The 18,745-nt window shown below is 72.0% G+C and carries 18 protein-coding genes and 1 riboswitch; of the genes, 9 read left to right on the top strand and 9 right to left on the bottom strand.

The window, feature by feature from the left end:
• Positions 1-25 precede the first annotated feature (25 nt).
• From ACZ5CW_RS14190 to fahA, 4 genes are all read right to left on the bottom strand, one after another.
• A complete protein-coding gene (locus ACZ5CW_RS14190) occupies positions 26-253 on the bottom strand; it encodes a 4Fe-4S dicluster domain-containing protein (protein ID WP_018568287.1) in 228 nt (75 codons plus the stop codon).
• Between the two features lie 80 nt (positions 254-333).
• Positions 334-1,122 carry a GntR family transcriptional regulator gene (locus ACZ5CW_RS14185; protein ID WP_468600870.1) on the bottom strand — a complete coding sequence of 263 codons (789 nt, stop codon included), beginning with the start codon at positions 1,120-1,122 and terminating at the stop codon, positions 334-336.
• 223 nt (positions 1,123-1,345) lie between these two features.
• Positions 1,346-2,284 (bottom strand): M56 family metallopeptidase, encoded by a 939-nt coding sequence (locus ACZ5CW_RS14180; RefSeq protein WP_468600868.1) that lies wholly within the window; start codon positions 2,282-2,284, stop codon positions 1,346-1,348.
• A gap of 302 nt (positions 2,285-2,586) precedes the next feature.
• On the bottom strand, positions 2,587-3,804 hold the full coding sequence (gene fahA / locus ACZ5CW_RS14175; protein ID WP_468600866.1) for a fumarylacetoacetase: 1,218 nt from the start codon (positions 3,802-3,804) through the stop codon (positions 2,587-2,589).
• Between the two features lie 304 nt (positions 3,805-4,108).
• Here fahA and ACZ5CW_RS14170 point away from each other — a divergent pair, with 304 nt between their 5' ends.
• The 3 genes from ACZ5CW_RS14170 (at position 4,109) to ACZ5CW_RS14160 (ending at position 7,542) form a co-directional block, all read left to right on the top strand.
• The gene (locus ACZ5CW_RS14170; protein WP_468601108.1) at positions 4,109-5,353 is read left to right on the top strand and encodes a carboxylate--amine ligase; all 1,245 of its coding nucleotides are present in this window, start codon (positions 4,109-4,111) and stop codon (positions 5,351-5,353) included.
• A 45-nt stretch (positions 5,354-5,398) separates the two neighbouring features.
• The gene (locus tag ACZ5CW_RS14165; RefSeq protein WP_468600864.1) at positions 5,399-6,601 is read left to right on the top strand and encodes an FAD-dependent oxidoreductase; all 1,203 of its coding nucleotides are present in this window, start codon (positions 5,399-5,401) and stop codon (positions 6,599-6,601) included.
• Between the two features lie 128 nt (positions 6,602-6,729).
• Positions 6,730-7,542, top strand: a complete 813-nt coding sequence (locus ACZ5CW_RS14160; protein ID WP_468600862.1) for an HAD family hydrolase — start codon at positions 6,730-6,732, stop codon at positions 7,540-7,542.
• 133 nt (positions 7,543-7,675) lie between these two features.
• Here the strand turns inward: ACZ5CW_RS14160 and ACZ5CW_RS14155 are convergent, their stop codons facing one another.
• Positions 7,676-8,161, bottom strand: coding sequence for a transglycosylase SLT domain-containing protein (locus tag ACZ5CW_RS14155; RefSeq protein WP_468600860.1), 486 nt, complete (start codon positions 8,159-8,161; stop codon positions 7,676-7,678).
• A gap of 3 nt (positions 8,162-8,164) precedes the next feature.
• Positions 8,165-8,346, bottom strand: a riboswitch (cyclic di-AMP (ydaO/yuaA leader).
• 726 nt (positions 8,347-9,072) lie between these two features.
• Here ACZ5CW_RS14155 and ACZ5CW_RS14150 point away from each other — a divergent pair.
• The 4 genes from ACZ5CW_RS14150 to ACZ5CW_RS14135 all read left to right on the top strand — a co-directional run bounded on the left by ACZ5CW_RS14150 (position 9,073) and on the right by ACZ5CW_RS14135 (position 13,603).
• Positions 9,073-10,083: a polyprenyl synthetase family protein gene (locus ACZ5CW_RS14150; protein WP_468600858.1), complete on the top strand. Its 1,011-nt coding sequence runs from the start codon at positions 9,073-9,075 to the stop codon at positions 10,081-10,083.
• Between the two features lie 315 nt (positions 10,084-10,398).
• Positions 10,399-11,595, top strand: a complete 1,197-nt coding sequence (locus tag ACZ5CW_RS14145) for a LolA family protein (RefSeq protein WP_468600856.1) — start codon at positions 10,399-10,401, stop codon at positions 11,593-11,595.
• 33 nt (positions 11,596-11,628) lie between these two features.
• Positions 11,629-12,732 (top strand): ABC transporter ATP-binding protein, encoded by a 1,104-nt coding sequence (locus ACZ5CW_RS14140; protein ID WP_468600854.1) that lies wholly within the window; start codon positions 11,629-11,631, stop codon positions 12,730-12,732.
• The gene (locus tag ACZ5CW_RS14135) at positions 12,719-13,603 is read left to right on the top strand and encodes an ABC transporter permease (RefSeq protein ID WP_468600852.1); all 885 of its coding nucleotides are present in this window, start codon (positions 12,719-12,721) and stop codon (positions 13,601-13,603) included. The genes ACZ5CW_RS14140 and ACZ5CW_RS14135 overlap by 14 nt, the downstream gene beginning before the upstream one ends.
• Before the next feature lie 27 nt (positions 13,604-13,630).
• On the opposite strand, the gene ACZ5CW_RS14130 is transcribed toward ACZ5CW_RS14135, so the two are convergent.
• Positions 13,631-14,218, bottom strand: coding sequence for a flavodoxin family protein (locus tag ACZ5CW_RS14130; RefSeq protein ID WP_468600850.1), 588 nt, complete (start codon positions 14,216-14,218; stop codon positions 13,631-13,633).
• 198 nt (positions 14,219-14,416) lie between these two features.
• Between ACZ5CW_RS14130 and ACZ5CW_RS14125 the strand changes: the two genes are divergently transcribed.
• Positions 14,417-15,478 (top strand): hypothetical protein, encoded by a 1,062-nt coding sequence (locus ACZ5CW_RS14125; RefSeq protein WP_468600848.1) that lies wholly within the window; start codon positions 14,417-14,419, stop codon positions 15,476-15,478.
• 37 nt (positions 15,479-15,515) lie between these two features.
• Here ACZ5CW_RS14125 and ACZ5CW_RS14120 read toward each other — a convergent pair whose 3' ends face one another.
• The 3 genes from ACZ5CW_RS14120 to ACZ5CW_RS14110 form a co-directional block, all read right to left on the bottom strand.
• Positions 15,516-15,992, bottom strand: a complete 477-nt coding sequence (locus ACZ5CW_RS14120; RefSeq protein ID WP_468600846.1) for a VOC family protein — start codon at positions 15,990-15,992, stop codon at positions 15,516-15,518.
• 114 nt (positions 15,993-16,106) lie between these two features.
• On the bottom strand, positions 16,107-17,138 hold the full coding sequence (rarD, locus tag ACZ5CW_RS14115) for an EamA family transporter RarD (protein ID WP_468600844.1): 1,032 nt from the start codon (positions 17,136-17,138) through the stop codon (positions 16,107-16,109).
• A gap of 232 nt (positions 17,139-17,370) precedes the next feature.
• Entirely contained in the window at positions 17,371-18,225 is an 855-nt protein-coding gene (locus tag ACZ5CW_RS14110; RefSeq protein ID WP_468600843.1) for an SDR family oxidoreductase, read from the bottom strand.
• Positions 18,226-18,333: 108 nt separating this feature from the next.
• Between ACZ5CW_RS14110 and ACZ5CW_RS14105 the strand changes: the two genes are divergently transcribed.
• On the top strand, positions 18,334-18,738 hold the full coding sequence (locus ACZ5CW_RS14105; protein ID WP_468600840.1) for a winged helix-turn-helix transcriptional regulator: 405 nt from the start codon (positions 18,334-18,336) through the stop codon (positions 18,736-18,738).
• Positions 18,739-18,745: the final 7 nt, after the last annotated feature.

The raw sequence follows: 18,745 nt of genomic DNA, 5'->3' as shown, positions 1-18,745 counted from the left end.
CCTCTCGCCGGAGCGGTTCGGAAGGTCAGCGGAGCAGGTAGGGCATGTTGACCGTGACGGCTCCGGTGGGGCAGCGGGCCGCGCACGGGCCGCAGTACCAGCACTCGTCGACGTGCATGTACGCCTTGCCGCTGCTGGTGTCGATGGCCAGGGAGTCCAGCGGGCACATGTCCACGCAGAGGGTGCAGCCGTCGATGCACTTCGACTCGTCGATGGTCACGGGCACGTCGGCCCGCTGGGGTGCCAAGGGCATGGCTGTCTCCAGGAAACGTGCAGGCAGGGGCGAGCGCAGGCAGGGGTGCGTGCGGCCGGGGACGGATGGGTGCGGGGCGGTTACGACCGGTGGAGCAGGCCGCTCATGGTGATGCGGTCGCCGCGGAAGCGGATGAACTCCAGGTCGACGGGGCGGCCGTCGGCGAGGTGCGTGAGGCGTTCCAGCATGAGCACGGCGGCACCGCGCGGGGCCTGGAGCACGGCGGCGGAGTGGGCGTCCGCGTTCACCGCCTCCAGGGTGATCTCGGCGTGGCCGAGCGGCTGTCCGGTGGTGGCTTCCAGGAGGCGGAAGACGTCGGTGTTCTCCAGGTCGGCGCCGAGCAGGGGGGTGCCGATGTCGAGCGGGATGTAGGTGAGGTCGAGGGAGAGCGGGAGGCCGTTCAGGCGGCGCAGGCGTTCGATGTAGAGGACGTCGGCGCCGGCCGGGACGTGGAGGCGTTCGGCGACCGGGGCGGGTGCGGGGGCGGGGCCCATGGTGCGGACCTCGTTGGTGACGCGGCCGTGTTCGCGGAGGGTTTCCGCGAGGCCCATCAGGCGGTCGAGCCCATGGGGGTATTTCTGGGCGACGACGACGGTGCCGACTCCGGGCAGCCGCTCCACCAGGCCCTCCGCCCGGAGCAGGTCCAGGGCCTGACGGACGGTGTTCCGGGAGGCGCGGTAGTCGATGGCGAGGGTGGACTCGTGCGGGAGGGTGCCGTCCTGGAAGGCGCCGGCGAGGAGTTGGTGGCGCAGCAGGTCGGCGAGTTGCCGGGCCCGGTCCGCACGCAGCCGGCGACGCGCGCGGTGGGCGGCGACGGTGGTCGCGGCGCCCTGACCGGCGTGGTCTCGGGGGCGGTCGGTGGGTGGCATGGCTGGAACCATACCGATGAGGTAGGGAAAGGGGTGTTGCTGGATTGTTGCGCCAGGTGAGGATACGTCGGATCAGCCGCTGACCTGCGGTTTTGTGCGGGGCGCGGGTCAGATCTGCCACCCGGCCCGAACGTGGTCGGTAACCCTGTGCCGGACGGGCGCGGGGTCGAAGGGTGGGACGGCGGGCGGGAGCGGTCGCGGCCCGGGCCGGCGCCTCCCACGGTCAGGTCAGCGCCGTCAGCCCCGGAGCGAAGGTGATCAGCAGCGGGAGCAGCGGAACCAGCGCGGCCACGGTCGTCGTGAGGGCCCGGTGCCGGCGCAGCAGCCGCGGGGGCGGCTCCAGCAGGCGGTCCACGCGTTCGCCGAGGAGGCGGCGGCTGGAGGCGCAGGAGAGGACACCCCGGTGCTGGTTCAGCTCGATCAGCGCGAGCGCCGTGGTGAGGTGCCCGCAGCGCCGCGAGGCCGTGTCGTCGGCGGCCAGCTCGACCAGGCGGTGCGTCTGGTCGCAGAAGTGGGCGAAGAGCGGAATACGCGGGAAGCCCGTGGCGAGCGCGGTGGACAGGTGCAGCAGCCAGTCGTGGCGGGCGCGGGCGTGACCCCGTTCGTGCGTGAGGACGGCGTCCAGCTGGTGGTCCGTGAGGCGCTGCAGCGCCCCGGTGGTGACGACCAGCTGCGGCGGATGTCCCGGCATCCACCAGGCGTCCGGGTACTCGTCCTCCAGCACCAGCATGGGCCCGCGTGCCGCCGGCAGTCCGGCCGGCAGGTCGGGGGCGCGTTCGCGCAGTTGCGCCCGGGCCTGGCCGCGGCTGCGGCGGGCCTCGACCAGTTCCCGGCCCAGCATCGTCGTCGTCCATGCGGCTCCGCAGGCCAGCAGGACGGTGAGCGTGGTGGCCCACACCGGTGCGGCGGACAGGTCGTACGCGGCGGTGACCGCGGGCGGCGCCGGGGCGAACACGTGGTCGCGCACGGTGTGGAAGACGGCCGCCGCGCCCAGGACCAGTGCGGTCAGGCAGCACAGCAGGACGGTGGCGACGAGACACTGCCACACCCACAGCGCGACCACGGGATCCCGCTCGGGCCAGGCGGCCCGGGTCAGCGCACGCGGCGCCGGTACGGCGGCCGTCAGAGCGACGACGCTCAGCAGGAGCAGGCAGACGGTCATGCCGGGGCTCCGGTTCCTGGTCGGAGACGTGCGCGGGTGTCGGGTGGTGCGGGGGCGACGCGCTGGGGGCGCGTCGCGTGGTGCGTGTCCCGCCAGTATGACGGTGAGGGAGGGTCCGATGTCAGGTGCCGGAGGCGAACCGGCCGCCTTCTTCGAGTCCGGCTCGCCTCCGCTCCGAGTCCGGAAGTCCTTCTTCTCCCGAACCGCTTCGCTTTCTCCCGAACGGCTCGCCGCACCGCCACCCGTCAGCGGCGATCGTCGGAGGTGATCGTCGGCGGCAACCGGCTCCTACAGGCCGCCACTCACCTCGTCACGACCCGCCCGCTGACCTCTCCCAGCCCCACCCGGTGCCCGTCCGCGCCGGGTGCCCATGCCGACAGCGTCACCACGTCGCCGTCCTCGAGGAAGGCGCGCTTGCCGTCGGGGAGTTCCAGGGGCTCGCGGCCGTTCCAGGTCAGCTCCAGCAGGGAGCCCCGCTGGCGCTCCTCCGGTCCGCTCACCGTGCCCGAGCCGTAGAGGTCACCGGTGCGCAGCGAGGCGCCGTTCACCGTCATGTGGGCGAGCTGCTGGGCGGCGGTCCAGTACATGGTCGAGAAGGGCGGCTCCGACACCACATGGCCGTTGATCGCGACGGAGATGCGCAGGTCGTAGCCGCCGGGCTCGATGCCGGGCGCCGAGTCGTCCAGGTAGGGCAGCAGCGGGTGCGTGCGCTCCGGTGGCGCCACGCGCGCGTGCTCCAGTGCCTCCAGCGGGGTGATCCACGCCGACACCGAGGTGGCGAAGGACTTGCCGAGGAAGGGGCCGAGGGGGACGTACTCCCAGGCCTGGATGTCCCGTGCGGACCAGTCGTTGAGCAGGCACAGACCGAAGACGTGCTCCCGGAAGCCGCCGAGCGCGACCGGGCTGCCCAGGGTGGAGGGCGTACCTACGACGAAGCCGACCTCCGCCTCGATGTCCAGGCGGATCGACGGTCCGAAGACGGGGGCGGGGTCACCGGGGCCCTTGCGCTGCCCGGACGGCCGTACGACGTCCGTGCCCGAGACGACGACCGTGCCGGAGCGGCCGTGATAACCGATCGGCAGGTGCTTCCAGTTGGGGGTGAGGGAGTCCTCGGCGTCCGGTCGGAAGATCTGGCCGACGTTCCGGGCGTGGTTCTCCGAGGCGTAGAAGTCGACGTAGTCCGCGACCTCGAAGGGCAGATGGAGGGTCACCGACGACAGGGGGTGGAACAGCGGTTCGACGGTCGGCCGGTGTGCGGGCTCGGTCACCCACTGCGTCAGCGCGCGCCGCACCTCCGACCAGGCCGTGCGGCCGGCGGCCAGCAGGGGGTTGAGGGTGGGTCGCGCGAGCAGGGAGGCGTACGGCGAGCCGAGGGCGGCGGCCGCGGCGCCCGCGTCGAGGACGTGGTCTCCGAGCCGGACGCCGACCCTCCGCTCCGTGCTGCCCGAGGGCGAGAACACGCCATAGGGAAGGTTGTGCGGGCCGAAGGGGTCGCCCTCGGGGACGTCGAAGGGGGGCATGGGGTGCTGCCTCGCTCTCATCCGGGCCATGCATGGCGATGCGTTCCATGTGGTCGCGGCACACGTTACGGCCGGGATGCGTGTCTTGGGCAGTGTCCCCCGGTGTCCCTCCGGCGCGTGGTCGCCAGGTTGGCGACGGGCGATCGAATGGTTGCCCGATCAATGTCTAAAGAGTTCGCAATGTCCCAATAGCCCTTGTCGGAGGCGGCAATTCCGGCTTAGCGTCCTTTGGGGACACGGACGGGGTGGGTCCGTTCCATTGGGGGGACACGTGGGGGGACCCGTGGCCGGAAATGCCGCCAGTGTGCCGTTCGAGGCCGACTGTGACGTGCCGGGGCTGATCGTCAAGTTCGGCGACTACCCGCTGCACCACGGCGGCGTCGGCGCGATCCGCAGCCTGGGCCGCCTGGGCGTGCCCATGTACGCGGTCACCGAGGACGCGTACACACCGGCGGCCTCCTCGCGGTACCTGAAGAAGGCGTTCGTGTGGCCGACGACCGGTGCGGAGGACCCGGCCCATCTGGTCGAGGGCCTGCTGCGCGTCGGCCGCCGGATCGGCCGACCGACCGTCCTGATCCCGACGGACGAGGAGGCCGCCGTACTGATCGCCGAGCACCAGGACGATCTGGCCGGTTCCTTCCTCTTCCCGCGCGTGGACCCCGCGCTGCCCCGCCGGCTCGCCAGCAAGCAGGGGCTGCACGAACTGTGCGCGGAGCACGGCATCGCGAGTCCCCCGGCCGCGTTCCCGGAGTCGTACGACGACATCGTCGCCTTCGCCGGAGTGGCCCGCTTCCCGGTGGTGGCGAAGAACCGCGAGGCGTTCGTCCGGCGCAGACGGCCGGCCGTCAACGGCACGACGAGGATCGCCACCCGCGAGGGCCTGCTCACGCTCGCCCGGGACTGGGGCGACGAACCCGGCGTCATCCTTCAGGAGTACCTGCCGCGCGAGGAGGCCGAGGACTGGATCGTGCACGCCTGCTTCGACCGGGACTCCAGCCCGCTGGCGGTGTTCACCGGGGTCAAGGTCCGCTCCTGGCCGCCGCACGCGGGCATGACGGCGAACGCGTACGTCGTCGACAATCCGGAACTCGCCGACCTCGCCACTCGTTTCATCAAGCAGATCGGCTTCAGCGGCATCATCGACCTCGACCTGCGCTTCGACCGGCGCGACGGACAGTACAAACTCCTCGACTTCAACCCGCGCATGGGCGCCCAGTTCCGGCTCTTCGAGAACGAGTCGGGTGTGGACGTCGTCCGCGCGATGCACCTGGACCTGACCGGCCGCCCCGTTCCCGAGGGGGAACAGCGCGCCGGCCACCGCTACATCGTGGAGAACATCGACCTCCCCGCCCTCCTCGCCTACCGCCGCAGCGGCTACACGACGCCGCACGCGCCGGTGAAGGCGAGCGGGACGGAGCTGGCCTGGCTCGCGGGTGACGACCCGCTGCCGTTCCTCACGATGCTCGCCCGCTTCGTGCGCCCGGGCGCGAAGCACCTCTATCAGCTGTGGCGGACCAACCGCCGCGGCAACGGCACATCCACGAAGTAGGCAAGGCCACGTAGGTGGCGCACCGTGTCTCTGGGGAGGGACTTCGTGATTCGACCGGTTGCAGTCATCGGGGCCGGGCCGTTCGGCCTGTCCACCGCCGCCCATCTGCGGGCGCGCGGCATCCCCGTCCGCGTCTTCGGTGACCCCATGGTCAGCTGGCGCGACCACATGCCCGAGGGCATGCTCCTGAAGTCGACGCCCGTCGCCTCGAACTTCGACTGCCCGCAGGCCGGCCACACCCTCGCCGACTACTGCGACGCGGCCGGGATCCGCCGCCTGGTGACCGACGAGGACATCATCCCGGTGGAGACCTTCATCGCCTACGGCGAGTGGTTCCAGCAGAAGCTGGTCCCCGGCCTGGAGCGGGTGCGTGTCGTCTCCGTCGACCGCGACAAGAGCGGCGGGTTCGAACTCAAACTGGACTCGGGGGAGCTGTTCACCGCGCGCGCGGTCGTCGTCGCCACCGGCCTGTCCGGGCTGGCCCATCTCCCGGCGGAGCTGGCCGCGGCGGCGGCCGACGGTCCCGCTCCGACGGGCCCCGTCTCGCACAGCGCCCAGCACCACGACCTCGGCCGCTTCGCCGGCAAGGAGCTGATCGTGGTCGGCGCCGGCCAGTCCGCGCTGGAGACGGCGGCGCTCGCGGCCGAGGCGGGTGCCCGGGTACGGGTGGTCGCCCGCGGGCGCGGCCGGGTCGCCTTCGGGGCCCCGCCCTGGAACCAGCCGAAGTTGCGTCCCGAGTCCCCGTTCGGCCGTGCCTGGTCGCTGTGGGCGCTCAGCTACTACCCGCACCCCTATCGCTTCCTGCCCGAGGCCACCCGTCACTACCTGGTCCGCCGGGTCCTCGGTCCGCTCGGCGCCTGGTGGCTGCGCGATCGCTTCGAGAGCGGTGTGGGGGTCCAGGAGGTCGAGCGGCTCGTGGGCGCCGAGGCCCCGGACGGCAGCCCCGTCCTCACCGTCCGGTCCCTCGGCGGCCGGACCGAGCGGCTCACCGCCGACCACGTCATCGCCGCGACCGGCTACCGCGTCGACATCGCGGCGATGGACTTCCTCGGCCACGAACTGCGCACGCGGCTCGCGGTGAGCCGCGGTGCCCCGAAGCTCGGGCCCGGCTATGTGTCCTCCGTACCCGGCCTGTACTTCACCGGGCTCCCGGCGGCGTCCTCGTACGGCCCGGTGATGCGCTTCGTCTGCGGTACGGAGTTCGCCTCCCCGCGTCTGACGAAGCACCTGGCCGCGGCCCACGGCTGACGTCCTCGGGGGGAGAGAGGACCGTCGTCGTCAAGTGCCGCCCGCTGGCGGCACTTGTGGTCGAACAGCGCGCAAGTGTGCGGAAACAGCGATGAGTCGGCGGGGCGCGGTGTCCGTATTCTCTGATCATGGCACCCACCCCCGCGTATGCACTGATCGCCACTGACCTGGACGGGACGCTGCTGCGTGGCGACGACACCGTCTCCGACCGGTCGCGCGCCGCGCTCGCGCGGGTGGCGCGGGCGGGCGCCCGGCATCTGGTGGTGACGGGCCGGCCGGCCCCGCGGGTGCGGCCCCTGCTGGCGGACCTGGGCTGCACGGGGCTCGCGGTGTGCGGACAGGGTGCTCAGGTCTACGACGCCGCCGCCGGCCGCCTGCTGTGGTCGGTCCGGCTGGACCGGGAGCTGGCGGAGAACGCGCTCGGCAAGATCGAGGCGGAGGTGGGGCAGGTCTACGCGGCCGTCGACCAGGACGGCACGGACGGGCTCACGCTCATCGAGCCCGGGTATCTGATGCCGCACCCGACTCTGCCGGCGGTACGGGTCGGCCGGCGCGACGACCTGTGGTGCGAGCCCATCAGCAAGGTGCTGCTGCGCCACGCGACCTTGTCCGACGACGAGTTGGCGGCGGTGGCGCGCGCGGCGGTGGGCTCGCTGGCGACCGTCACCATGTCGGGGCCGGGGACCGTGGAACTCCAGCCGTGCGGGGTGACCAAGGCGACCGGGCTGGCGCTGGCCGCCGAGCGGCTCGGGGTCGGCCCCGAACAGGCTCTGGCCTTCGGGGACATGCCCAACGACATCCCGATGTTCGACTGGGCCGGACGCGGGGTCGCCATGGCCAACGCGCACCCCGAACTCAAGGCGGTGGCCGACGAGGTCACCTTGTCGAACGAGGACGACGGCATCGCCGTCGTCCTCGAAAGACTTTTCCCGACCGACTGAGCGGCACTTCGGTACCACTCGTCAGTGCCACGCCGTCGGCCGGAGGCCGGTGCGCGCCGGTCCGTCAGGTGTCGGTGCGCGCCGGTCCGTCGTATGCCGGTCCGCCCTGTGTCGGGTGTCGGACCGGGGTGGGTCAGTACGCGCCGAACACGTTGTCGATCGACCCGTACCGCGCGGCCGCGTAGTTGCAGGCGGCGGTGATGTTGGCGACCGGGTCGTAGACGTTGAACGACGTTCCGGCCACGTGGTAGGCGTTGAACGTCGGGTCGATGACCTGGAGAAGGCCCTTGGACGGGATGCCCTTGGCCGCGTTGGAGTCCCACAGGTTGATGGCCATCGGGTTGCCCGACGACTCCCGGATGATGTTGCGGTGGATGCCGTTGTAGGTGCCCGGGATCTTCTTCTCGGCCATGATCGCGAGCGACTCGCGGATCCAGCCGTCGAGGTTGTTCGGGTACCCGGCGGGGGTGGTGGCCGGGGTGGTCGCGCTGTCGGCCGCGGAGGCGCTGGTCGCGCCGATGAGCGGGAGCGCGAGGACGGCGGCGCCGGTACCGGCGGCGGTGAGGGCGCGGACGAGGCGGTTGTTCCGGGTGCGGCGGGGCTGAGCGGCAGCAGACATGGGGAAGTTCCTCTCCGGCGCCTGCGAGGTGAGCTGTCGGGTTCGGGCGGGGAGGTGCCCGGCCGTGCCCTGGGAGAGGCACGGCTTCACCCCGAGCCGTTCCGGTGCGACATGGGTCGTCCGGTCCGGCGGCTTACCTGGGTCCCCCGCTCCTGCCGTACGAATGAGTTCGTCGATGGGTTACGCGGGCGGCGGCAGGATTCGGCGTCCGCCCGACGGCCCGGAACGTATGCGAGAGCACATGTCGGGAACAAGTACCGGATTCGTACAACGCACTATTTGACCTTGATCTGTGCCGTATGAGGTACTTGATCCTTTGCGGATGCCAATCCTCAACTGGCCGACGGCGCAAGGGGAGAAGGGTGTCCTGGCGGGTTGGTCCGGCCAGGGGGGCGAGTGACCCAATTCACGAAATAGCAAAGTGCAGCAAATCAGACATGAGGGATTCAGGTGATTCGGGCTTCAGGTCGGCCGGAGGTGGAACCCGCAGTGCGGCGCCCGTCGTTCTCGTGGTGACCGCGGCGCGTGCTCGTGGTGGCCGTGGCGTGCGGAGGGCGCCATGTGTGGAGGGAGGTGGGCCGTCCGGGCGGATTCGGGGCGATTCGGGCGTGGCTGTCCGTCTGTCGCGGTGGCCCGGGGTGGCGGTGGCCGGCGCTCCGGTGAGGGTGCGGGCGTTACTCCGCTCACCCCTCGGTTCGCGACAAAGTGTGCAGATTCCTGTTAAGTCGATAAATGTCCGTTCTTAACAGCTGATCACAACCATACCGGTCATGATCCGATACCGCCCAGGCTGGACCGGTGGGCGCTATCGGTGATCGAAAGAGGACCGGATACGCTGACTCGAGTGATGGCAGCGACCTATCGACAAACCGTGTAATCGCCAGCAGACACCAGCAGACAGGAGACCCCTCGTGACCGTCGTCGGGCCGTTCGGGCTGAGCGTGCGGGACCAGGCTCTGGAAGCCGATGTCCAGGTCGGATTGGCGGCTGTCGAGGAAGGCTTGCTCGAGGCCACCAAGAGCGAGGTCCCGTTCATCACGGAGGCCGCGCAGCACCTCGTGCGGGCCGGCGGGAAGCGGTTCCGGCCGCTGCTCGTGATGCTCGCGGCCCAGTTCGGCGACCCCTACGCGCCCGGCGTCGTGCCGTCGGCCGTGGTCGTGGAGCTGACCCACCTCGCCACGCTGTACCACGACGACGTCATGGACGAGGCGGCCGTGCGGCGCGGCGTGGACAGCGCCAACACACGCTGGGGCAACTCCGTCGCGGTCCTCACCGGCGACTTCCTCTTCGCCCGTGCCTCCCAGATCCTCGCCGACCTCGGCCCCGAGGCGGTCCGGGTGCAGGCCCTCGCGTTCGAACGGCTGGTCACGGGACAGATCCTGGAGACCGCCGGCCCCTCGGACGGCCGTGACCCGGTCGAGCACTACCTGGACGTGCTGGGCGGCAAGACGGGCTCCCTGGTGGCGGTCTCGTGCCGGTTCGGCGCCATGATGTCCGGCGCCGACGAGACGGTCGTCGACGTGCTCACCCAGTACGGCGAACGGCTCGGGGTCGCCTTCCAGCTCGCGGACGACGTCCTGGACATCGCCTCCGACTCCCACGAGTCCGGCAAGACCCCGGGCACCGACCTGCGCGAGGGCATCCCGACGCTGCCCGTGCTCCGGCTGCGCGAGCGTGCCGCCCGGCTGGGGCTGCCCGAGGACCTCGCGCTGTGCGAGCTGCTGGACTCCGACCTCAGCGACGACGCCCGGCACGCCGAGGCGTTGACCGCGCTGCGCGCGCACCCCGCGCTGGAGCAGGCCCGCCGGGACACCGTCCGGTACGCGGAGGAGGCGCGGGGAGCGCTGGCGCCGCTGCGGGAGTGCGACGCGAAGGCGACCCTGCTCGAGCTGTGCGACGCGGTGGTGCACCGCGCCGGCTAGCTCCGCGGACCGACCTCTCCGGCCTCCCTCGGTCGGCCCGTCCGTGCGGCGTTTGCGCGCACCGTCCCCGTACCCCCGGTCGTCCGGCTGGCGTACGGCCGCGGCGCTACCCCTACGGGTCGGGGGAGCTGCCGGCCCTGCGTGTCATACCGCAGGCGTACACGGAGTTGCCTCCGAGGTCTGACGCTTCCTCACGGCCGATTTGGTCAGATGGTAACCACGGAAATCACCACTCCTCACCGATTCGGGTGAGAATGGCGGCTCAGGTGGACCAGCGTGAGGACAGCCGCCGCCGACGACGGAGGTAAGGCACACATGGCACCGTACGAATCCGACGACGCAGTGGGCGCCGCGCGGGACGAGGACGCGCGCTCCGGCCGCCGCAAGGCCGCCCGGTACGCCGTCCCGGTCGCGGTGGTGGGGGTGGCGGCGGCCACGATCGGGCTGGTCCCGGCGCTCGCCGACTCCGGTGACCCCGACCTGCCCAAGGTCACCGCGCAGCAGCTCATCGAGAAGATCGCCAAGTCGGACGTGCAGCAGCTGTCCGGCACCGTGAAGATCAGCACCGATCTGGGTCTGCCCGACCTCGGCGGCCTGGGAGGCGGCATCGTCTCCGGGGCGGCGCAGGGCTCCGGCGAGGGCTCCTCCGCCGACCCGCAGTCCAAGCTCACCGAGCTGGTCAGCGGTACGCACACGCTGCGCGTGGCGGCCGACGGCCCGGACCGGCAGAAGCTGTCGCTGCTGGAGCAGGGCGCCGAGTACAGCCTCGTCCACGACGGCAAGGACGTCTGGGGCTACGACAGCAAGAGCAACGAGGTCTACCACTCCACCGCGGCCGGCTCCGGCAAGGACCGCAAGGCGGAGCCGCCGGCCACGCCCAAGGACTTCGCCGACGAGGCCCTGAAGTCGGTGGACGACACCACCTCCGTCACCGTCGACGGCACCGCGCAGGTCGCCGGTCGTGACGCCTACAAGCTGATGATCAGGCCGAAGCAGTCCGGCACCACCGTCGGCGCGATCAGCATCGCCGTGGACGCGAAGACGGGGCTGCCGCTGAAGTTCACGCTGACCCCGAAGAGCGGCGGCGCCGCCGTCGTCGACGCCGGCTTCACCCAGGTCTCCTTCGCCGAGCCGGCCGCCTCCACCTTCGACTTCACCCCGCCCAAGGGCGCGAAGGTCACCGAGGAGAAGGACGCCCCTGCGCGGCAGCACGCCCCGAAGGCGGGCGAGGGCTTCGGCCGGGACCTGGACGGGGCCACGGTCCTCGGCAAGGGCTGGACGACCGTCGTCTCCTTCGACACCGGCGCCGAGGGCGGCCTGCCGACCGGCTCCCAGGGCGGTGACCTCGGCGGCTTCCTGGGCTCGCTCGGGGACAAGGTCTCCGGCGAGTTCGGCAAGGGCACGGTCTTCTCCACCCGCCTGGTCAACGCCCTGATCACCGACGACGGCAAGGTCTACGCCGGCGCGGTGACCAAGGACGCCCTGGTGAAGGCGGCGGACGCGGGGAAGTAACCCGTCCGGGCACGACGAGTCGAGGGGGAGCCGATGGACGCACCGTCCGCCGCGCAGCGCAAGGAGCGCGATCCGGAGGACGCGCCGGAGGTGAACCCGGAGCGCGCGCCGGGGGAGAACCCGCAGGACGCGCGGGAGCGCGACCCCGGGGACACGCCGGAGCGCGATCCGGGGGACGCACCGGAGCGTGACCTCGAGGACGCGCGGGCGAGTGTCATCGCCACGCGCGGCCTCACCAAGCGCTACCGCGGCGGACAGCTCGCCGTCGACGGTCTCGACCTGACCGTCCCGGCGGGCAGCGTCTTCGGCTTCCTCGGCCCGAACGGCTCCGGCAAGACCACCACCATCCGCATGCTGATGGGGCTGATCGAGCCGACCGCGGGCACGGCCCGTGTGCTGGGCCGCCCCATGCCTCGATCGGCCCGCGCCGTCCTGCCGCAGGTCGGCGCGCTGATCGAGGGGCCCGCGCTGTACGGCTTCCTCTCCGGCCGGGACAATCTGCTGCGCTACGACGCCGCCGACCCGACCGCCGACCCCCGCACCCGGCGTGCCCGCGTCGCCGCAGCACTGGAGCGGGTGGGACTCGCGGCGGCCGCGGGCAAGAAGGCGAGGGCGTACTCGCTCGGCATGAAACAGCGCCTGGGACTTGCCGCCGCGCTGCTCCAGCCGCGCAGGCTGCTCGTCCTGGACGAGCCGACCAACGGCCTCGACCCGCAGGGCATGCGCGAGATCCGCACCCTGGTCAGGGAGTTGGCCGCCGACGGCACGACCGTCTTCCTCTCCTCCCATCTCCTCGACGAGATCGAGCAGGTGTGCACCCATGCGGCGGTCATGGCGCGGGGCCGGCTCGTCACCCAGGGCGCGGTGGCCGATCTGGCGGCCGGAGCACGCGGCCGGCTGGTGGTGACCACCCCGGACGCGGCCGAGGCGACCCGGGTGCTCAAGGAGCAGGGTGTCGGGGATGTCACCGCAGACGGCGACCGGGTCACCGGGGAACCGCCGACGCGGGACCTGGCCGAGGTGAACGCGGCCCTGGTCACCGCGGGTGTGCGGGTGCGGGGATTCGCGCTCGAACGGGCCTCGCTGGAGGACGCGTTCGTGGCACTGACAGGGGAGGGCTTCGATGTCGCGGGCTGAGGCGGTACCGGCGCCGGCGGTGCGCCGGCCGAATCCCCTGTGGACCTTCGGGCTGCTGCGCAGCGAGGTCGTCACCACGCTCTGCCGCTGGCGCACGCTCGCCCTGCTCGGGGTGCTGGCCGCGGTGCCGGTGCTGGTCGGGGTCGCGGTGAAGATCGAGACGCGGGGCGGCTCGACGGTGGGCGGGGGCGGCGGCGAGGGGCCGGCGTTCATCGCGCAGATCACCAACAACGGTCTGTTCCTGGTCTTCACGGCGCTGGCCGCGACCCTGCCGTTCTTCCTGCCGATGGCCGTCGGCGTCGTCGCGGGCGACGCGATCGCGGGCGAGGCGGGCGCGGGCACCCTGCGCTATCTGCTGGTCGCCCCGGCCGGACGCACCCGCCTGCTGCTGACCAAGTACACGACGGTGATGGCGTTCTGCGTCCTGGCCACCCTGGTCGTCGCCGGCTCGGCGCTGATCGTCGGCGCCCTGCTCTTCCCGCTCGGCGATCTGACGACGATCTCCGGTACCCGGATCAGCTTCACCGAGGGACTGGGCCGCGCCCTGCTGATCGCCCTGGTCGTCGCCGCCTCACTGGTCGGCGTGGCGGCCCTCGGCCTGTTCGTGTCGACCCTCACCAACAGCGGCATCGCGGCGATGGCGACCACCGTCGGCCTGCTCATCACCGTCCAGATCCTCGACCAGATACCCCAGCTGCACGCGCTCCAGCCGTACTTCTTCTCGCATTACTGGCTGTCCTTCGCCGACCTGATGCGCGACCCCGTCTACTGGGACGACCTGGTGAAGAACCTCGGCCTGCAGGCCCTGTACGCGGGCGTGTTCGGCTCGGCGGCCTGGGCGCGGTTCACGGCGAAGGACATCAGCGCCTGAGCCTGCGCCGCGCACGTCCCTTCCCCCTCACGGGGTCTCGTACGGGAAGCGCGCGAGGGGCGCGTCCCCCGCGAAGAACGTCTTCGCGCGCGTGAGCGCCTCGGTGTCCCTCAGCACGTCGCCGCGCCTGCTGCCGTTGCCCAGCAGAACGCCGCCGAAGCGCATCCCCATGTAGGCGGCCGAGTTGTTGAGGGTGCCCGCGTAGGGGTCCGCGACCGACTGCTCGTGGTCCGCCAGTGCGGCGATGCCCCAGAGCGTGCGGCCGGCCATCGTGGCCTTGAAGTCGAGGCCCGGGGTACGCAGCCAGGCGGACCAGTGATCCAGGTAGTTCTTGGTGAGGCCGGACACCGAGTACCAGTACAGGGGCGAGGCGATCACGATGTCCGTGGCGGCGAGCGTGGCGTCCAGCAGCAGGCCGGTGGAGGTGTCCGAGGGCGGCCGTACGTGGTCGCTGTCGTGCCTGAGGTCCACGAAGTCCGGCAGTGGGTGCTCGGCGAGGCGGATCCAGTGCTGTTCGACGTCATCGGGGAGCTGTTCGGCGGCCGCGCGGGCCAGGGACTCGGTGTTGCCCTCGGTGCGGGCGCTGCCCAGGACGAAGAGGAAGCGGCGGTTCATGGGTCCCCCGGTGGAGCGGTGTCGTCAGATAAATAAAGGCGTATGCATTTTATGCACACGCAAGCAGTTTTCTCCAGGGCGCGGCTGGTGCGATGCTGTGACGTCGCGGTTACGCGGAAGCCGAGGGGAACCGACACACTGTTTGGCAGGGCGCGTACGACCGGCTCGTCGCGACGCCGGGGGAGTGAGGGAAAACCGATGTCTCGACTCAGCTTCGAGAAGAAGCGGGCGCAGCAGCCCGCGGCGCGTCCGGCGGCGGTGGCCGTCCGGGTGTTCGGCGCGGGAGGCGCGTCGGTGGGCGGGACGTCCGTCGTGGCGGCACCGGGCGAGCAGATCCAGCAGGCCGTGCTGAACCACCTCCAGCGCCTGGCCATCAGCCTGGGCGCCCCCATACGCGCCACCATCCACGACGATCGCGCGGGCTGCGTGGTCCCCCTGGAGGTCTCGGCCGACGGCTCCAGCCGGATGACGGGAGAGCCGGTCCGGGTGGTTTCCGGGGAGGAGCCGGGGCCGGTGGAGGTGGCTCCGGAACCGCAGCCCCTGCCGGCCGGGACGGTGCAGGCGCCGACGGGACGGTTCGGTCCGCCGCCCGCCATGGACGCGCCGGCAGCACAAGCGGCGACCGCCCCTGCCTCCGGCTCCGTTCCTGCCTCCGCCCCCGCCCCTGCCCCCGCCTCCGCCTTCGTGTCCGCCGAAGCGGAGCCTTCCTCCGTCGCGACCCACACCCCGCCCCGAGGGTTCGACGCCGTCGCCGAAGAGGTGCTGGGGGACGGGCCCGTGACCGAGACCGCGGAGGGGGCCGAACTGCTCACCGAGCCGATGACGCGGATCAACGAGGCCGTGCGGGCGGGCCGTATCGAGGCGGCGGCGGAACTCGCCGACCGTACGCTCACCGAGGCCATCGCCGTGCTGGGCCCCCGGCACGCCGAGGTGCTGCACGTACGCGAACTGACCGCCTACATCGCCTACTTGGCGGGCGATGCGGCCCGCGCCTTCCAGCTGTCCCTGGACGTCGCCCGGCTGCGCCGCGACGCGCGGGACGCGGAGGCGGCCTACGGCAACGTGCAGAGCGCGGCGACCGCCTGGCGCGCTGTGCGCGACCCCGAGGAGGGACTGCGGATGGGCCGCGACCTGATCGACCTGTGGACCGGTCTCACCGCGGAGCCGGGTCCCGCGGCCGACGACCCGCGCCCCCTGGAGTCCGCCCGCGCCCGCATGGTCCGCCTGACCGAGCGGGCTGCCCGCGCCGCACGGGCGTGACCGGAAGGACCGGCACGAGCGGCAGGCGGACCGCCGTCTAGTGCACGCAGAACTCGTTGCCCTCCGGATCCGCCATCACCATCCACGCGCCGGAGGGCTCCTTCACCTCGTGCAGCACCCGCGCGCCCAGCGCCTCCAGCCGGGCCACCTCGTCCGCGCGTAGCCCCTCACCGGTGTGCAGGTCGAGATGGAGCCGGTTCTTGACGGTCTTGGCCTCCGGCACGCGCTGGAACAACAGCCGCCGTCCGAGTCCGGTGCCGGTCTCTGGATCGCAGGGGTCGTCGGGGTGCCGTACGGCGATCAGGTCACGGAAGGCGGGGCGGCCGTGGTACTCGACCGTGGCCGCACCGGACAGCGCGCCGAGGGACAACAGCCGTTCGATCAGCGCGCTGTTGTCCTCGGCCGTGTAGTGCAGGGCGGCGGCCCAGAAGTCGGCCTGGGTGTGCGGGTCGCTCGCGTCGATGACGAGCTTCCAGTGCAGCGGGGCAGGCGTGGATGCGGGTGTCCGGGTCATGGTGACCACTTATAGCCGTGGCCGGCCGCCGGACGAGCCGGTTCCGTGCCACCGTGCCCCAAGTCCCCCAGGGTGCCCCGCCCGTGCTCCTTCGGCCCGGGCGGTGGCCGTCGTCTACGGCCGCGCGGCCTCGGGCTCCGGCTCGGGACCGGAGGCCACGTTCTCCGCTTTCCGTACGGTCCTCACCGCGCCGTTCGCCCGGTCGGTCGGCATGGCGGTGCCGGGCCCGCCGCTCTTCCCGGCGAGCGCGCGGGACGCCCGCCGCGCGGAGCGCAGCGCGTCGCCCGTGAGAAGGATCAGCGCCAGCCAGACCAGCGCGAATCCGGCCCAGCGCTCGACCGGCATGGACTCGCCGAAGTAGAGGACGCCGAGCAGGAACTGGAAGACGGGGGCCAGGTACTGCAGCAGGCCGAGCGTGGACAGCGGCACGCGGATCGCCGCCGCGCCGAAGCAGACCAGCGGCATCGCGGTGACGATGCCGGTGGAGGCGAGCAGGGCGGCGTGCCCGGTGCCGCCGTTGACGAAGCTGCAGTCGCCGTGCGCGACGAGCCACAGCAGATAGCCGAGCGCGGGCAGGAACTGGATCGCGGTCTCGGCGGCCAGCGACTCGACACCGCCGAGGCCGACCTTCTTCTTCACCAGGCCGTAGGTGGCGAAGGAGAAGGCGAGACAGAGCGAGATCCACGGCGGGCGCCCGAAGCCGACGGTCAGGACGACGACGGCGGTGAGGCCGGTCGCGACCGCCGCCCACTGCACGGGCCGCAGCCGCTCCTTCAGGAGCAGCACGCCCATCGCGATGGTGACCAGCGGGTTGATGAAGTACCCGAGGGAGGCCTCGACGACGTGGCCGGAGTTCACGGACCAGATGTAGACGCCCCAGTTCACGGTGATGACGGCCGCCGCCACGGCGACGAGTCCGAGCCGGCGCGGCTGGCGCAGCAGCTGACCGGCCCAGGCCCAGCGCCGTACGAAGAGCAGGGCGGCGGCGACGAAGACCAGGGACCACACCATGCGGTGGGCGAGGATCTCCGTCGCACCGGCGGGCTTGAGCAGCGGCCAGAACAGGGGGACCAGTCCCCACATGCCGTAGGCGGCGAAGCCGTTCAGCAGGCCTATTCGATGCTCCCCCTTGGACGTCCCGGCCACGGGCCCCTCCTCCCTCTCGTGTCAGGCGCGCGAGAACGAAGGTAGCGCCGACCACCCCCGCCTGTCATGCCCGTATCGCCATACGGTCATGACAGGCGGGAGGGGTGGCGGTCGGGGCGCCCCAGGGCGGAGTCGGCCCGTGAGCGCGGCCGCGGCGTCGGCCCCGTGGTGCGGTGGCGAGGCCGGCCCGTGCGCGGGGTGGCGGGGGGCGCCCTTGAGCGCGGTGGCGGGGTCAGCCCTTGAGCGCGGCCGAGATCGCCTCGGAGAGGGGCGTGGTCGGGCGGCCGGCCAGGCGGGACAGGTCGCCGGAGGACACGACCAGCTCACCCTTCTCGACCGAGGCGTCCACGCCGGCCAGGAGCCCGGCCAGCGGGCCGGGCAGCCCGGCGCCGGCCAGGATGCCGGTGAAGGCCTCGACGGAGACCGGGCTGTAGACGATCTCCTTGCCGGTCTGCCGGCTCAGCTCGGCCGCGTACTCGGCGAAGCCCCACGCCTCGTCGCCGCCCAGTTCGTACGTCGTGTTCTCGTGCCCCTCACCGGTGAGCACCGCGGCCGCGGCGGCCGCGTAGTCGGCGCGGGAGGCGGAGGAGACCCGTCCGTCACCGGCGGCCTGGACGACCGCGCCGTGCTCCAGCACCGGGGCCAGGTTCTCGGTGTAGTTCTCGTGGTACCAGCCGTTGCGCAGCAGGCTGTAGGGCAGACCGGAGGCCAGCAGCACCTCCTCGGTGGCCCGGTGGTCGTCCGCCAGCGAGGCCGTCAGGCTGCCCGGCGCGCTGGTGTACGCGAGCAGCGCCACGCCCGCCGCCTTCGCCGCGTCGATGACGACCTGGTGCTGGCGCACCCGGCCCTTGTCGAACTCGTTGCCCGAGATCAGCAGGACCCGGTCGCCGGCCGCGAACAGGCCGTCGAAGGTCTCGGGCGTGTTGTAGTCGGCGACGGCGATGCGTACTCCGCGGGCCGCGAGGCCGGCGGCCTTCTGCTCGTCGCGCACGACCGCGGTGATCTGCTCCGCCGGAACCTTCTCCAGCAGCTGGTCCACGACGAGGCGGCCGAGGTGTCCGGTGGCTCCGGTGACGACGATGCTCATGGTCGGTAACTCCTTGGGGTGCCGTGACGGCGTTCGATGTCGTATGCCACTCACCGTAAGAGCTGCACTAACCAAGCGAAAGTACCCACTTTGAGGTAAGGTACTGGCATGTCGGTAAGTAACCAGATGGTGGACGCCGAGGCGATGTGTCCGCACCGCCTCGTCCTGGAGCACGTCACCAGCCGGTGGGGCGTCCTCGTCCTGATCGAGCTGCTCGAGCGGCCGTACCGGTTCAGTGAGCTGCGCCGGGCGATCAGCCGGTTCGGCGGCCGGGGCGTCAGCGAGAAGATGCTCACCCAGACCCTCCAGACCCTCGAGCGCGACGGCCTGGTCCACCGGGACGCCAAGCCGGTCATCCCGCCCCGCGTCGACTACTCGCTCACCGCCCTCGGCCGCGAGGCGGCGGAGCAGGTGCGCTCCCTGGCCCGGTGGACCGATGAACGCATGGGCGAGGTGGAGAAGGCACGCCGGGCATACGACGAGGCCCGGGAACCGAAGTCCCGGGCCTCGTGAGTCGGCG

The organism is Streptomyces sp. NPDC031379 (assembly GCF_055569615.1).
This window is presented reverse-complemented; position numbering and strand designations above follow the sequence as displayed.

Excerpts from the sequence above, each read along its gene's own strand:
- ACZ5CW_RS14110 (WP_468600843.1), bottom strand. The coding sequence starts at position 18,225 with ATGAGCATCGTCGTCACCGGAGCCACCGGACACCTCGGCCGCCTCGTC.
- ACZ5CW_RS14140 (WP_468600854.1), top strand. The coding sequence starts at position 11,629 with ATGGACGCACCGTCCGCCGCGCAGCGCAAGGAGCGCGATCCGGAGGAC.
- ACZ5CW_RS14160 (WP_468600862.1), top strand. The coding sequence starts at position 6,730 with ATGGCACCCACCCCCGCGTATGCACTGATCGCCACTGACCTGGACGGG.
- ACZ5CW_RS14180 (WP_468600868.1), bottom strand. The coding sequence starts at position 2,284 with ATGACCGTCTGCCTGCTCCTGCTGAGCGTCGTCGCTCTGACGGCCGCC.
- ACZ5CW_RS14190 (WP_018568287.1), bottom strand. The coding sequence starts at position 253 with ATGCCCTTGGCACCCCAGCGGGCCGACGTGCCCGTGACCATCGACGAG.
- ACZ5CW_RS14145 (WP_468600856.1), top strand. The coding sequence starts at position 10,399 with ATGGCACCGTACGAATCCGACGACGCAGTGGGCGCCGCGCGGGACGAG.
- ACZ5CW_RS14130 (WP_468600850.1), bottom strand. The coding sequence starts at position 14,218 with ATGAACCGCCGCTTCCTCTTCGTCCTGGGCAGCGCCCGCACCGAGGGC.
- ACZ5CW_RS14120 (WP_468600846.1), bottom strand. The coding sequence starts at position 15,992 with ATGACCCGGACACCCGCATCCACGCCTGCCCCGCTGCACTGGAAGCTC.
- ACZ5CW_RS14105 (WP_468600840.1), top strand. The coding sequence starts at position 18,334 with ATGTCGGTAAGTAACCAGATGGTGGACGCCGAGGCGATGTGTCCGCAC.
- ACZ5CW_RS14125 (WP_468600848.1), top strand. The coding sequence starts at position 14,417 with ATGTCTCGACTCAGCTTCGAGAAGAAGCGGGCGCAGCAGCCCGCGGCG.
- ACZ5CW_RS14155 (WP_468600860.1), bottom strand. The coding sequence starts at position 8,161 with ATGTCTGCTGCCGCTCAGCCCCGCCGCACCCGGAACAACCGCCTCGTC.
- ACZ5CW_RS14185 (WP_468600870.1), bottom strand. The coding sequence starts at position 1,122 with ATGCCACCCACCGACCGCCCCCGAGACCACGCCGGTCAGGGCGCCGCG.
- ACZ5CW_RS14135 (WP_468600852.1), top strand. The coding sequence starts at position 12,719 with ATGTCGCGGGCTGAGGCGGTACCGGCGCCGGCGGTGCGCCGGCCGAAT.
- fahA (WP_468600866.1), bottom strand. The coding sequence starts at position 3,804 with ATGCCCCCCTTCGACGTCCCCGAGGGCGACCCCTTCGGCCCGCACAAC.